14 protein-coding genes are annotated in these 12,588 nt (G+C 66.3%); 11 read left to right on the forward strand and 3 right to left on the reverse strand.

The genetic code is table 11. The features are described 5' to 3' along the window. The first annotated feature begins 19 nt into the window (after positions 1-19). Complete coding sequence (locus MXB53_RS01825) at positions 20-1,078, forward strand: CNNM domain-containing protein (protein WP_248895505.1); 1,059 nt, start codon at positions 20-22, stop codon at positions 1,076-1,078. Here MXB53_RS01825 and MXB53_RS01830 read toward each other — a convergent pair. Together MXB53_RS01830 and MXB53_RS01835 are read right to left on the reverse strand one after the other, a co-directional pair. Then, entirely contained in the window at positions 1,075-1,650 is a 576-nt protein-coding gene (locus tag MXB53_RS01830; protein WP_248895506.1) for a DNA-3-methyladenine glycosylase family protein, read from the reverse strand. The two genes, MXB53_RS01825 and MXB53_RS01830, sit on opposite strands and share 4 nt — an antisense overlap. Continuing rightward, entirely contained in the window at positions 1,647-2,330 is a 684-nt protein-coding gene (locus MXB53_RS01835; protein ID WP_248895507.1) for a DUF1405 domain-containing protein, read from the reverse strand. The genes MXB53_RS01830 and MXB53_RS01835 overlap by 4 nt, the downstream gene beginning before the upstream one ends. A gap of 310 nt (positions 2,331-2,640) precedes the next feature. Between MXB53_RS01835 and sdhC the strand changes: the two genes are divergently transcribed. The 10 genes from sdhC to carB all read left to right on the forward strand — a co-directional run bounded on the left by sdhC (position 2,641) and on the right by carB (position 11,687). Next, positions 2,641-3,069 (forward strand): succinate dehydrogenase, cytochrome b556 subunit, encoded by a 429-nt coding sequence (gene sdhC, locus MXB53_RS01840; protein ID WP_248895508.1) that lies wholly within the window; start codon positions 2,641-2,643, stop codon positions 3,067-3,069. Continuing rightward, positions 3,069-3,449 carry a succinate dehydrogenase/fumarate reductase transmembrane subunit gene (locus tag MXB53_RS01845; protein ID WP_248895509.1) on the forward strand — a complete coding sequence of 127 codons (381 nt, stop codon included), beginning with the start codon at positions 3,069-3,071 and terminating at the stop codon, positions 3,447-3,449. The genes sdhC and MXB53_RS01845 overlap by 1 nt, the downstream gene beginning before the upstream one ends. Continuing rightward, a complete protein-coding gene (locus tag MXB53_RS01850) occupies positions 3,446-4,333 on the forward strand; it encodes a succinate dehydrogenase/fumarate reductase iron-sulfur subunit (RefSeq protein ID WP_248895510.1) in 888 nt (295 codons plus the stop codon). The genes MXB53_RS01845 and MXB53_RS01850 overlap by 4 nt, the downstream gene beginning before the upstream one ends. A gap of 2 nt (positions 4,334-4,335) precedes the next feature. Next, the gene (locus MXB53_RS01855) at positions 4,336-6,165 is read left to right on the forward strand and encodes an FAD-binding protein (protein ID WP_248895511.1); all 1,830 of its coding nucleotides are present in this window, start codon (positions 4,336-4,338) and stop codon (positions 6,163-6,165) included. Between the two features lie 237 nt (positions 6,166-6,402). Continuing rightward, complete coding sequence (locus MXB53_RS01860; protein ID WP_248895512.1) at positions 6,403-6,834, forward strand: type IV pilin domain-containing protein; 432 nt, start codon at positions 6,403-6,405, stop codon at positions 6,832-6,834. A gap of 67 nt (positions 6,835-6,901) precedes the next feature. Next, entirely contained in the window at positions 6,902-7,120 is a 219-nt protein-coding gene (locus tag MXB53_RS01865) for a DUF7996 family protein (protein ID WP_248895513.1), read from the forward strand. A 58-nt stretch (positions 7,121-7,178) separates the two neighbouring features. Then, complete coding sequence (locus tag MXB53_RS01870; protein ID WP_248895514.1) at positions 7,179-7,430, forward strand: DUF8006 family protein; 252 nt, start codon at positions 7,179-7,181, stop codon at positions 7,428-7,430. Positions 7,431-7,470: 40 nt separating this feature from the next. Beyond that, complete coding sequence (locus MXB53_RS01875) at positions 7,471-8,010, forward strand: DUF5815 family protein (RefSeq protein ID WP_248895515.1); 540 nt, start codon at positions 7,471-7,473, stop codon at positions 8,008-8,010. 112 nt (positions 8,011-8,122) lie between these two features. Next, on the forward strand, positions 8,123-8,332 hold the full coding sequence (locus tag MXB53_RS01880; protein WP_248895516.1) for a hypothetical protein: 210 nt from the start codon (positions 8,123-8,125) through the stop codon (positions 8,330-8,332). A 127-nt stretch (positions 8,333-8,459) separates the two neighbouring features. After that, complete coding sequence (carB, locus tag MXB53_RS01885) at positions 8,460-11,687, forward strand: carbamoyl-phosphate synthase large subunit (protein WP_248895517.1); 3,228 nt, start codon at positions 8,460-8,462, stop codon at positions 11,685-11,687. Here the strand turns inward: carB and MXB53_RS01890 are convergent. After that, positions 11,684-12,505 carry an NAD(+)/NADH kinase gene (locus MXB53_RS01890; RefSeq protein ID WP_248895518.1) on the reverse strand — a complete coding sequence of 274 codons (822 nt, stop codon included), beginning with the start codon at positions 12,503-12,505 and terminating at the stop codon, positions 11,684-11,686. The two genes, carB and MXB53_RS01890, sit on opposite strands and share 4 nt — an antisense overlap. Between the last annotated feature and the right edge of the window lie 83 nt (positions 12,506-12,588).

Raw genomic sequence — 12,588 nt, forward strand, 5'->3', positions numbered from 1 at the left:
GTGCCGGTACGAGGGAACGATGACACCGCTGGAACTCGCGCTCCGACTCCTCGCCGGGGTGTTGCTCATCCTGGCAAACGGCTTCTTCGTCGCCATCGAATTCGCGCTCACGCGGGTCCGACAGTACCCCGAATCGGAGTTCGACACGCCCGCCCTCCGTCGGGCGTGGGAGATGACACAGGACCTCGAAATCTACCTCACGAGCTGTCAGGTCGGCATCACCGCCTCCAGCATCGCGGTCGGGATCGTCGCCGAACCCGCCCTGGCCGCACTCGTCGAACCCGTATTCGCCGGGAGCGCGCTGGCGTCGGTCGGCGCCGGCGCGCTCGTCGCCTACGCCATCATCAACCTCGTCCACCTGACCCACGGCGAGCAGACACCGACGTATCTCGGCGTCGAGCGCTCGAAGTTCGTCTGCCGGTACGGCGCGCGGCCGCTGTACTGGTTCGCGTGGCTGATCTCGCCGGTCATGCGCGTCGGCGACACCGTCGCGAAGGGGACGCTCAAACTGTTCGGCATCGAGATGACGGGCGCCTGGCTCGAAACCGAGGAAGAGGTCATCGAGACCCGCGCCCAGCTCCGCAACCGCATCGACAGCCTGCTCGAGGAGGGAGAGATCTCGGAGGAGCGCCAGGAGGAGGTGCTCAACGCGCTCGCGGTCGGGGACACACACGTCGAAGCGATCATGGTCGACGCCGCGGACATCGTCGCGCTCTCGACGACGGCGTCGGTGTCGGAGAACCTAGAGACGATGCGGGCGGCGCCCCACACCCGCTTCCCGCTCGTCGGCGAGGGACTGGCCGACTTCCGGGGCATCGTCTACACGCCGTCGGTACTGACGCATTTCGAGGCGCTCGAGCGCGACGAGCGGACGTTCGAAGATATCGCCGTCCCGCCGATGACGCTCTCGCCGGAGACGACGATCAGCGACGCCTTCGATCGGTTTCAGGACGAAGATCAGGAACTCGCCCTAGTCGTCCAAGACGACGAGGTCGTCGGCCTCGTCACCGCGACGGACGCCCTCGAAGCCGTGCTGGGAGAACTCGAAGACCCGCTCGACCGCGCGGCCGGCACCTAACTCTCGTACGCGTCCCAGACGTACAGGGTGCCGTAGGAGCGGTACGGCCGCCACGCGTCCGCGACGTCGCGCATCGCCGCGCGGTCGTCGACGCCGTAGAGCGTTTCCAGGCCGCGCCGGACGGCGAGGTCACCGAGCGGTAACACGTCCTCGCGGCCCAGAACGAAAATGAGGTACATCTCGGCGGTCCAACGACCGATCCCCGTGATCCGCGTGAGTTCCTCGACCACCGCTTCGTCGTCGTGATCCGCCAGGCCTGCGGGCGTGAGGTCGCGGTCGCGGAACGCCTCGGCGGCGTTGCGGAGATAGTCCACCTTGGTGCGCGAGAGACCGGCGTCCCGGAGGCTGTCGCGGTCGGCCGCCAGCACCGACTCCGGCGTCACCTCACCGAGGGAGTCGAATGCGCGCTCGCGGATGGCGGCGGCGCTCGCGGTCGACAGCTGCTGGTTGATGATGCTGACGGCGAGCCGTCGAAACGGACCCTCGGCCGGTGTGACGCGGTTATCGCCGTGGGTCTCGATCAGATCGGCCATCACCGGATCCGTTCGGAGGACGCGCTTCCAGTCGGTCATTCGCCACCTCCCGGCGCCAGCGGATCGAAGGTGTCGAGGCGGTCGAACATCCGGTCGGCGACGACGACGGCACCGACCGACAGCGCGAGCGTCGCGAGGATCAAGGGGAGGCCGGGGTCGTAGCGGAGCGGCGGGTGGTAGCCGAGCAGGTAGTCGAAGGCGTCGTTCAGGAGCAACGCCCCGAGGGCCGCCTTCAGCGCCCGGTCGGTCGTCACTCCGTAGTAGGGGATGGCGAACGCTTCAACGACGAAGAGGAGATGGGTGAGGATGATTCCCCAGTAGTCCCAAAGCGCGGCGCCGGCGAAGCCGACATAGAGGTCGGGACGGAGATTCAGCGCCACGACCGTCCAGAGGCCGTACTTCAGGAGCCAGATGAACGCGAACGTATGGAGGTAGGCGAGCGGAACGTTCGTGGGTGCGGTACGGACCCGCCGGTCGAGCGTCGGCAGCAACGTCGCGAGCGAGAGCGTCACGAGGGCGAGCGCCGTCGGCGAGTCGGCGAACAGCGGATAGAGAACGGCCGGCAGGGACGCGAGCGAGGGCGAGGAGTGGACGTAGAAACTCACGCCGACGAGGAAGGCGACGCCGTTGGCGACTAGGAGCGTGGAGAGACTGGGCGCGTTGCCGAGATAATACTCCAGACAGCGCTCGGCGTCGAACGGTAACTGAACCGTGACCATCAGTAGGGCAGAGGTCCGGTCGGGGGTAAAACCTGTCGCGTCGGCCGCGGCTGGGCGAGCACTGACTGGACGATGCGTATGAACGGTGAGACGGCAGGGTTTTCGGTGATCCAATGCCGAAAACGGCCGCCTCGACGGTACTTCGGGGCAAGTCGGGATAGACCTTCCGGAGTGAGGGTGCGCGGTACATCGGTCGTCGACCCTCGTCGACCGCCGAAGGCGATGTCGATGGCTGTCGGGGGACATGTGTGGACACACACCGGGATGTACGTAACTTCTATACGACGCCGGTTCCCACTCCCGGTCGAGCATGAGTCAGTCCTATGATCGGGGCCTCATCGAGGACTTCGGCCGGTGGCGGGAGTTCTCGGCCGGCATGTGGGCCTGGATCTTTCACAAATTCACCGGGTGGGTGCTGATCGGCTACCTGTTCACCCACGTCGCCGTGCTGAGTACGGCACTCACGTCGGCGAGCGCCGACCCCGCGACCGTCGCGGCGAACCAGGACCTCTACACCCGGACGATCCAGACGCTGGAGAGTCTGCTGGTGGTCCGCATCCTCGAGGTCGGCCTGCTGGCGGTGGCCGTGTTTCACATCCTGAACGGGACGCGACTCCTCCTGGTCGACCTGGGCCTCGGCCTCGAAAGCCAGGACCAGAGCTTCTACGCGTCGCTGATCCTGACGGGCGCCATCGTGATCGCGAGCGTCCCCACGTTCCTCGCGGGGGTGTCGCTCTGATGGCCGAGCGCTACTCCTCGTTCACCGAGGGCGGCCGCCTGTGGCTCTGGCAGCGCATCACCGCTGCCTTCCTCATCGTCGTGCTCGCCTTCCATTTCTTCCTCCTGCATTTCGTCCACCACGCGAACGAGGTGACGTTCCAGATGAGTGCCGGTCGGATGGAGCAGTGGTCCTACTACTCGCTGATGATCCTCTTTCTGGTGACGGCGACGTTCCACGGCGTCAACGGCGTCTACAACGCCCTGATCAACGTGGGACTGACCGGCACCAAACGACAGGTCGTGAAAGTCGTCCTCGGCGTCGCGAGCCTCGTCCTGCTGGTACAGGGGTTCCGAACCGCGAACGCGTGGGCCGGCATCGACCTCCTCCCGATACTATGAGTACGCAACGACCCGAGACCGAGACCGAGGCGGACAGCGCGGAAACCGACGCCGAGGCCGAGACGCCCCGCGAGCGCCGCCAAGCCGAAAAACGCCGGCAGGCCGAACGGCGAGAGCGAGAACGCGTCGAAGAGACCGAACGCGCCGCCGCCGACGCGGAGCGCTACCATCTGAAGGTGTTCCGCTACGACCCCGAAGTCGAGGGGAAACAGGAGCCTCGCTTCGACGACTTCCACGTCCCCTACGAGACGGGGATGACGGTGCTCGACGCCCTCATCTACGCCCGCGACGAGTTCGACGCCAGCCTCACCTTCCGACACTCCTGTCGGCAGGCCATCTGTGGCTCCGACGCCCTGTTCATCAACGGCTCGCAGCGCCTCGGCTGTCAGACGCAGTTGTCGGACCTCGAGCAACCGGTTCGCATCGAGCCCCTCCCGCACCAAGAGGTCATCAAGGACCTGGTCGTGGACATGGAGCATTTCTACGACCAGATGGAGGCGGTCGAACCCTACTTCCAGACGACCGAGCAGCCCGAGGGTGACCTAGAAGAACAGCGTCAGAGCCGGGAGAACCGCGAGAAGATCAAGACCTCGACCCGGTGTATCTGGTGTGGCGCGTGTATGTCCTCCTGTAACATCGCCGCGGGCGACAACGAGTATCTCGGTCCGGCGGCCATCAACAAGGCCTACCGCTTCGCGATGGACGAACGCGAGGGCGAGGAGATGAAACAGCGGCGCCTGGAGATCATCGAACAGGAACACGGCGTCTGGCGGTGTCAGACCCAGTTCTCCTGTACCGAAGTGTGTCCGAAGGACATCCCCCTGACCGAACACATCCAGGAGCTGAAACGCGAGGCAGTCAAGAGCAACCTGAAATTCTGGTAACCATGCACGAATACGACGTCATCGTGGTCGGTGCGGGCGGCGCCGGCCTGCGCGCGGCCATCGCGGCACAGGAAGCGGGGGCCGACGTGGCCATCGTCACGAAACTCCATCCTGTCCGGAGTCACACCGGAGCGGCGGAGGGCGGCATCAACGCCGCGCTCCGCGAGGGCGACGACTGGGAGATGCACGCCTACGACACCATGAAGGGGTCGGACTATCTGGCCGACGCGCCGGCCGTCGAAGCCCTCTGTCAGGAGAGTCCGGAAGAGGCCATCCAGCTCGAACACTGGGGCATGGCCTTCTCCCGCGACGACGACGGCCGCGTCTCCCAGCGACCGTTCGGCGGTCTCTCGTTCCCCCGCACGACCTACGCGGGCGCCGAAACGGGTCATCACCTCCTGCACACGCTCTACGAGCAGGTGGTCAAACGAGGCATCGAGGTGTTCGACGAGTGGTACGTGCTGAACCTCGCGGTCACGGACGAGGACCAGCCCGCGGACCGAACCTGCCACGGCGTCGTCGCCTACGAGACGGCGACGGGGAACGTCGAGGCGTTCACCGCCCGGGACGGCGTCGTCCTCGCCACGGGCGGTCTGGGGCAGGTGTACGACCACACCACCAACGCGGTGGCGAACACGGGCGACGGCGTGGCGATGGCCTACCGCGCGGGTGTCCCCGTCGAGGACATGGAGATGATCCAGTTCCACCCGACGACGCTCCCCTCCACGGGCGTCCTCATCTCGGAGGGCGTCCGCGGCGAGGGCGGCATCCTCTACAACGACGAGGGCGAGCGGCTCATGTTCGAGCGTGGCTACGCGAACAACGACGGAGAACTCGCCTCGCGCGACGTGGTGGCGCGCGCGGAGCTGACCGAAATCAACGCCGGTCGAGGGATCGAAGACGAGTACGTCCACCTCGATATGCGTCACCTCGGCGAGGAACGGGTGCTCGACCGCCTCGAAAATATCCTCCATCTCGCGGAGGACTTCGAGGGCGTCGACGGCCTCGAAGAGCCGATGCCGGTCAAGCCCGGCCAGCATTACGCGATGGGCGGCATCGAAACCGACGAGTTCGGCCAGACCTGCGTCGACGGCCTGTACGCCGTCGGCGAGTGTGCCTGCGCGAGCGTCCACGGCGCCAACCGCCTGGGTGGGAACGCCCTTCCCGAACTCACGGTCTTTGGCAAACGAACCGGGCGCCACGTCGCCGGCGAGGACCTGGGTGAGCCCCAGATTCCGGTCGGCAAGGGGCCGGACGCCGAACCGGGCGACATCGACACGTCCGTCGACCCGGGCGAACCGTGGAACGGCGACGGCACCGTCGCCGACGGCGGGGCCACCGAAGCGACCGAGGCCGTCGTCGAGCGGGCGCTCGAACGCGAACGCGAGCGCATCGATCGCCTGCTCGAACGCGACGAGGGGACCCGCCACGCCGACATCCGGGCGGCGGTCCAGCGCACGATGACGGACAACGTCAACGTCTTCCGGGAGGAGAGCGCGCTGAAGGAGGCGCTGGCCGACATCCACGCCGCCCGGCAGCGGTACCGCGACGTCTACGTCGCCGACCCCTCCAGCACCTACAACACCGACCTGATCCAGACCATCGAAACGCGGAACCTGCTGGACATCGCGGAGATGATCACGCTCGGCGCGCTCGCCCGCGAGGAGTTCCGCGGCGCCCACTGGCGCAAGGAGTACCAGGAGCGCCGCGACGACGAGTGGATCAAACACACGATGGTCTCGTGGGACGACGGGTCTCCCGACCTCTGGTACAAGCCCGTCGTCCTCGAAGGCGAGGCGAAGACCTACGAGCCGAAAGAACGGAGTTACTGATACCGTCGGCTGTAGTTTCGAGAGTTCTCAACTCAAGGAGTGAATCTCGCCATCAACAACAGCCGGCAGCATGAGCGGCGTTTCCACGTCGTCACACGGTGTCTTTTCGTAAATTATCCCGCGTGATATTTAGCCACGTGATTTATAACCGGTCCCCTCATTCCTTGTAGGTAAGCACGCCGACGTTTGCCCGTGCGGGAGCGATTCCCCCTGGCTCCCGGCGTGCACAGACAACCCATGCAACTCAAAAATCTACTCACGGACGACCGGGCCGTCAGCCCGGTCATCGGTGTCATTCTGATGGTGGCGATTACCGTTATCCTCGCCGCCGTCATCGGCACCTTCGTCCTCGGACTCGGCGACCAGGTCAGTGAAAACGCACCGCAGGCGAGCTTCAGCTTCGAGTTCTCCATGGGCGATAATGCTAACGCTAGCAGCGTCACCATCGCCCACGAAGGCGGCGCAACCATCGAGAACTCCACGCTCAGCGTGACCGGAGACGGCACAGACAACCTGACACTCGATACATCCAACTGGGGTGGGACGGTCCAAGCGGGTGACCAGATCACCTACAACAACGTTAACACCGGTGAGACCATCCGCGTCATCTGGACCAACCCCTCGGGCGGCAGCACCAACACCATCGCTCGCGCGACTGCTCCGGCATAACTGACCGCGCGGTTTCCGCTTTTTCGCGAACCGAGCCATTGACTAGCGACGGGTGTCTAGAGCAGCCATGGACACCGACGCGTTTCTGACCCGCGATACGCTGCTCATCATCGCCCTGCTGGTGGTCGGCATCGGCGGATCGGGGATCGCACGGGGACTGCTCGCCGAACAGGGCTACGACGCGCTCGGCTCCGTGGTCTTCGTCCTCGGCTACGGGACGATGGTCGTGCTGCTGTGGTATGGCTGGATCCGACCGCTCGATATCACGGGGCCGAGCGAGCGATAGTCCGCGCCAGCGGTAAGCGGAACTTTAATGGCCGATTCCGGGCGAGTTGTGAATACGAATGCTCCCGCTACAGGTCATCGACAGTTTCCTGCTCAACTACAACGTCGGGCAGGCGCTCCTGTTGGTCTTCGTTCTCGCGACGGTCGGGGCACTCCCACTGAAGTCCCGGCGGGTCATCGCCGCCAACGTGACGCTGTTCGGCCTCATCTTCATCCTGACGCCACAGGCGCTGGCGCCGGTCCACTACCTGTTTCTCGGCATCGTCATGCTGGTCGTCGGCCCGATCCTGTGGGTGACGGCCGAGGGATAGAGAACGCGGCCTTTAACCGACCGAGCGCGTAACCGCACGCATGACGAAACCGGGCGTCCCCGGCGGCGAGACGCGGACGATCGACCTCCCCTGTGGGGAGGACGTCCGCGTCACGGAGTTCGACCTGGGGATGCGGGAGTTCGACTGTCCGTGTGGCGACCGGCACGCAGTCGTGATGGACGTCCACCCGCCCGAGCGATTCCTGCCGGAGTTCCTCGTCGAGATTCTCCAGGAAACCGTCGAAACCACGAGCGAGGAGATGCCGGAGTTCGACACGCCGCATCTCCTGGGAGTCGTGTTAGAGGAGTTCCCCGCACAGGTGGCGACGGCGGATCTGAGCGAGGACGGCGACGTCGGCTACGCGCTCCTGTGGGTGACGGACTTCGACGCCCGTCGCCTCCACGAGGTCATCGTCGAACTCGTCGTGGAGTTGATGGAACACGCCGTGAGCCACGCCGACGACGACGCGGCGATCCAGGAGTTCGAACAGCGGATGCTCGATTTCGACGTGTCGGCGTTCGTCGAGCAGTACCGCGAGGAACGCAACCTCGAGGCCGACGACGTCTACGGGAGCGTCTGAACGCTCTGCGCGGCAGGTCGGGCAGGATCGGACCGTGAACCGCGTCTCGTCTGACAGTCGTCGGACGGTCGTCTCACTGAACACTAAGGCGTTCCCGGCCGTTGTGAGACGTATGCGCCCCCAAACCAAGCACGAGCAACTCCGGGGCGTGCTCTCCGACGCCGACGAGCCACTGACCGCCCGGGAGATCCTGTCACTCCTCGACGAACAGGACGAGGTCGAAAGTGCCCACCGCGTCGCCACCATCCTCGGCCGGTGGGCGGACGAGGGCGACATCGAGGTACTGCAGGGGAGCCCCTATCGATACCGGTTGAGCAACTGACGCCGCCGTCTGCCGGCGTCGCGCCGCCGCATACGGTGCGGGATACGGATTTCGAAATCCGTAATTTTGTTTCGCATCTCGTACTGTTTCGTCGGGCTTATTACGATGTGCAGACTCGGATCTGACGATGACCGACGAGGCCACCGTGGCGGACACCGCCACCGAATCCGAGGACCGCACGATCCTGTTGATCGGCAGCGGCCCGATCCAGATCGGACAGGCCGCCGAATTCGACTACTCCGGCGCACAGGCCTGCCGAGCCCTCCAGGAAGAAGGGGCCCGAGTCGTCCTCGTCAACTCGAACCCCGCGACGATCATGACCGACCCCGAGATGGCCGACCGCGTCTACATCGAGCCCATCACGACCGAGGCCATCGCGGAGATCATCCGGATGGAGAAGCCGGACGGCGTGATCGCCGGCCTCGGCGGCCAGACGGGGCTGAACGTCACCGCCGCACTCGCCGAGGAAGGGGTGCTCGAGGAACACGACGTAGAGATCATGGGCACGCCCCTGGACACCATCTACGCGACGGAGGATCGCGACCTCTTCCGCAAGCGGATGGAGAACATCGGCCAGCCCGTGCCGGAGTCGACCACCATCTCGCTCGACGACGACGAATCGGTGTCCGGGCTCCACGAGGACGACCTGCGCGAACGCGTCGGCGACGCCGTCGACGACGTCGGCGGGCTCCCCGTCATCGCGCGGACGACCTACACGCTCGGCGGGTCGGGATCGGGCGTCGTCGACGACATGGACGAGCTCGTCGAACGCGTCCGGAAGGGCCTGCGCCTCTCGCGGAACAACGAGGTGCTCGTCACCGAATCCATCGCCGGCTGGGTCGAACTCGAGTACGAGGTGATGCGCGACGCCGATGACTCGACCATCATCATCTGCAACATGGAGAACATCGACCCGATGGGCATCCACACCGGCGAGTCCGTCGTCGTCACGCCGTCGCAGGTGATTCCGGACAAGGGCCACCAGGAGATGCGCGACGCCGCGCTCGATGTCATCCGCGAACTCGGCATTCAGGGCGGCTGTAACATCCAGTTCGCGTGGCACGACGACGGCACGCCCGGCGGCGAGTACCGCGTCGTCGAGGTGAACCCGCGCGTCTCGCGCTCCTCGGCGCTCGCGTCGAAGGCGACTGGGTATCCCATCGCCCGCGTCACCGCGAAGGTCGCGCTCGGCAAGCGCCTCCACGAGATCGAAAACGAGATCACCGGCGAGACGACGGCGGCGTTCGAACCCGCCATCGACTACGTGGTGACGAAGGTCCCCCGGTGGCCGATAGACAAGTTCGGCGACGTGGACTTCACCCTCGGCCCGGCGATGAAGTCGACGGGCGAGGCGATGTCCATCGGGCGCACGTTCGAGGAGTCGCTGCTGAAGGCGCTTCGCTCCTCGGAGTACGACCCGGCCGTCGACTGGGCGACCGTCGACGACGAGACGCTCGAAACCGAGTATCTCGAACGCCCCTCGCCGGACCGCCCCTACGCCATCTTCGAGGCGTTCGAGCGCGGCTACACCACCGAGGACGTCGTCGCCCTGACCGACATCAAGGAGTGGTACGTCGAGCGGTTCGGCCGCGTCGCGGAGGCGGTCGAAGCGGCGTCGGAGGGCGACTTCACCGAAGCGGCGATCAAGGGCGTCACGAACACGGAGATCGCGGCCGCGGCGGGCGCCGACGTCGGCACCGTCGAGACGGCGGTTCCCGGCCGGAGCTACAAGCAGGTCGACACCTGCGCCGGCGAGTTCGCCGCCCAGACGCCGTACTACTACTCCTCGCGGAAACCGGAGTTCGTCTCCGGTCCCCTCGAGGGCGAATCGGCCGCGGACGAACTCCGCGTCGACCGCGATGTCGAGAGCGTCGTCGTCGTCGGCGGGGGTCCCATCCGCATCGGACAGGGCGTCGAGTTCGACTACTGCTCGGTCCACGCCATCCAGGCGCTGCGCGACGAGGGTATCGACGCCCACGTCGTCAACAACAACCCCGAGACGGTGTCGACGGACTACGACACCTCCGACGGCCTCTTCTTCGAGCCCATCACCGCCGAGGAAGTGGCGGACGTCATCGAGGCCGCCGACGCCGACGGCGTGATGGTGCAGTTCGGCGGCCAGACCTCCGTCAACATCGGCCACCCGCTGGAGGCAGAGCTCAAGCGCCGGGATCTGGACTGTGAGATTCTGGGTACGAGCGTCGACGCGATGGACCTCGCGGAGGACCGCGACCGGTTCAACCGCCTGATGGACAAGCGCGGCATCGCCCAGCCGGAAGGCGGTTCCGCGACCAGCGAGAGCGAGGCGCTCGAACTCGCCAACGACATCGGCTACCCCGTGCTGGTGCGTCCGTCCTACGTCCTCGGCGGCCGCGCGATGGACGTCGTCTACGACGACGAGGAACTGAAGGAGTACATCGAGGAAGCCGTCCGGGTCAGTCCGGACAAACCGATCCTCATCGACGAGTTCCTCGCCGACGCGGTGGAACTCGACGTCGACGCCGTCGCCGACGGCGAGGATGTCCTCATCGGCGGCGTGATGGAACACGTCGAGAGCGCCGGCGTCCACTCCGGCGACTCGGCGTGCATGATCCCGCCGCAGGCTGACGAAATCACGGGTGTCATGGACCGCGTGCGCGAGGTGACGCTGGAAATCGCCCGTGCGCTCGACACCGTGGGCCTGCTGAACGTCCAGCTCGCCGTCAAGGACGGCACGGTGTACGTCCTCGAGGCCAACCCGCGCTCCTCGCGGACGGTCCCCTTCGTCTCGAAGGCGACGGGCGTCCCCATCGCCAAGATCGCGGCGAAGGTGATGGCGGGCCACAGCCTCGACGAACTCGACGTGGACGAGCAGATTCCGGAGAAAGTGAGCGTGAAGGAAGTCGTCCTACCGTTCGACCGTCTGGCGGGCAGCGACCCACGTCTCGGCCCGGAGATGAAGTCGACGGGCGAGGTGATGGGCACGGCCCAGCACTTCGGCAAGGCCTACGAGAAGGCCCAGGCCGCGACGGGCAAGGCCATTCCCGAGGAGGGGACGGCCGTCGTCGACCTCTCGGCGTCGGAGTTCCCCGGTCCCGGCACCGAGGAGGGACAGGCGCTCATCGACGGATTCAGCGACTTCTTCGACGTGCAGGAGTTCGACGACCTCCGGACGGCCATCCGCGCTGGCAAGGTCGATGTCATCGTTTCGCGGAACCGGGACGCGCTCGAAGTCGCCGTCGAGGAGGACATCACGTACTTCTCGACGCACGCGTCGGCGAAGGCGGTCCTCGAGGGACTGCGCCACCGTGACGACCCCATCGACGTGGAGGCCATCTCGGACCGCCCGCGCCGGCAGACGAACTGGGGCGCCTAGTCCAGTTTTCCGAGCGCTTCGAAGAAATCCGAGGTCGGCCCGGCGATCCGCACCGGCGAATCGGCGCGGCTGATCCGCACCTCGGTCGGCGGATCGAGTTCGCGAAGCACGCGCCCGTCGCCGATGACGACGGCGCGGTCGGCGTCCGTGACGCCGACGGTTATCTCACTGTCCGGCGCGACGGCGAGCGGCGGCATTCCCTCTCGGGCGCACATCTCGTTGACGACGAGAGCGTCGACGTCGGGGTGGATCAGCGGGCCGGACTCGCTGAGGTTGTAGGCCGTGCTCCCGGTCGGCGTAGCCACGAGAACGCCGTCGGCGCGTCCCACGGAGTACTGCGACCCGTCGACACGGACATCGATGTCGACGCCGCCGCCGGGACCGCGGATCGGCCCCTGCACCACGAGTTCGTTGGTCGTCGCCGCCGTGGTCCATCCGTCGCCGCTGGCGGAGAGGCGAGGGGCCTCGCGGACCGTCAACTCGCCGGCGCGGAAGACCGCCACCTCGTCGAGGACCGTCTCGACGGCCTCGTCCGGGCCGACGGCGTTGAGAAAGCCGACTTCGCCGAGGTTGACGCCGAGGATGGGCGTGCCGTCGGCGCCGCGGGCGGCATAGAGGAAGGTACCGTCGCCGCCGATGCTGATCACGAGGTCGCAGGCGTCGAACGACTCGACCGGCGAGCCGTCGAGGTCGAGCGTCTCGGCCGTCGTCGTGTCGACGGCGACAGAGACATCTTCCTCGCGGAGTCGCCGCCGCAACTCGGCGGCGAGAAATGCCGCACGACTGTTGTCCCGCTGTGCAACGATCCCGACGTACATACGTCGCTCTTGCAGTCGGGGAAAAAAAGCCCACCGGACGGACAACATTCATGGGACAGGGCACCGGAGTTTGCACCGATGGC

The sequence above is a fragment of the Haloplanus sp. XH21 genome (assembly GCF_023276355.1).
Taxonomy (GTDB): Archaea; Halobacteriota; Halobacteria; order Halobacteriales; family Haloferacaceae; genus Haloplanus; species Haloplanus halobius.

What these genes read in the sequence shown, in the direction of transcription:
- MXB53_RS01825 (WP_248895505.1), top strand. Translation starts at nt 20, where the DNA reads ATGACACCGCTGGAACTCGCGCTCCGACTCCTCGCCGGGGTGTTGCTC.
- MXB53_RS01830 (WP_248895506.1), bottom strand. Translation starts at nt 1,650, where the DNA reads ATGACCGACTGGAAGCGCGTCCTCCGAACGGATCCGGTGATGGCCGAT.
- MXB53_RS01835 (WP_248895507.1), bottom strand. Translation starts at nt 2,330, where the DNA reads ATGGTCACGGTTCAGTTACCGTTCGACGCCGAGCGCTGTCTGGAGTAT.
- sdhC (WP_248895508.1), top strand. Translation starts at nt 2,641, where the DNA reads ATGAGTCAGTCCTATGATCGGGGCCTCATCGAGGACTTCGGCCGGTGG.
- MXB53_RS01845 (WP_248895509.1), top strand. Translation starts at nt 3,069, where the DNA reads ATGGCCGAGCGCTACTCCTCGTTCACCGAGGGCGGCCGCCTGTGGCTC.
- MXB53_RS01850 (WP_248895510.1), top strand. Translation starts at nt 3,446, where the DNA reads ATGAGTACGCAACGACCCGAGACCGAGACCGAGGCGGACAGCGCGGAA.
- MXB53_RS01855 (WP_248895511.1), top strand. Translation starts at nt 4,336, where the DNA reads ATGCACGAATACGACGTCATCGTGGTCGGTGCGGGCGGCGCCGGCCTG.
- MXB53_RS01860 (WP_248895512.1), top strand. Translation starts at nt 6,403, where the DNA reads ATGCAACTCAAAAATCTACTCACGGACGACCGGGCCGTCAGCCCGGTC.
- MXB53_RS01865 (WP_248895513.1), top strand. Translation starts at nt 6,902, where the DNA reads ATGGACACCGACGCGTTTCTGACCCGCGATACGCTGCTCATCATCGCC.
- MXB53_RS01870 (WP_248895514.1), top strand. Translation starts at nt 7,179, where the DNA reads ATGCTCCCGCTACAGGTCATCGACAGTTTCCTGCTCAACTACAACGTC.
- MXB53_RS01875 (WP_248895515.1), top strand. Translation starts at nt 7,471, where the DNA reads ATGACGAAACCGGGCGTCCCCGGCGGCGAGACGCGGACGATCGACCTC.
- MXB53_RS01880 (WP_248895516.1), top strand. Translation starts at nt 8,123, where the DNA reads ATGCGCCCCCAAACCAAGCACGAGCAACTCCGGGGCGTGCTCTCCGAC.
- carB (WP_248895517.1), top strand. Translation starts at nt 8,460, where the DNA reads ATGACCGACGAGGCCACCGTGGCGGACACCGCCACCGAATCCGAGGAC.
- MXB53_RS01890 (WP_248895518.1), bottom strand. Translation starts at nt 12,505, where the DNA reads ATGTACGTCGGGATCGTTGCACAGCGGGACAACAGTCGTGCGGCATTT.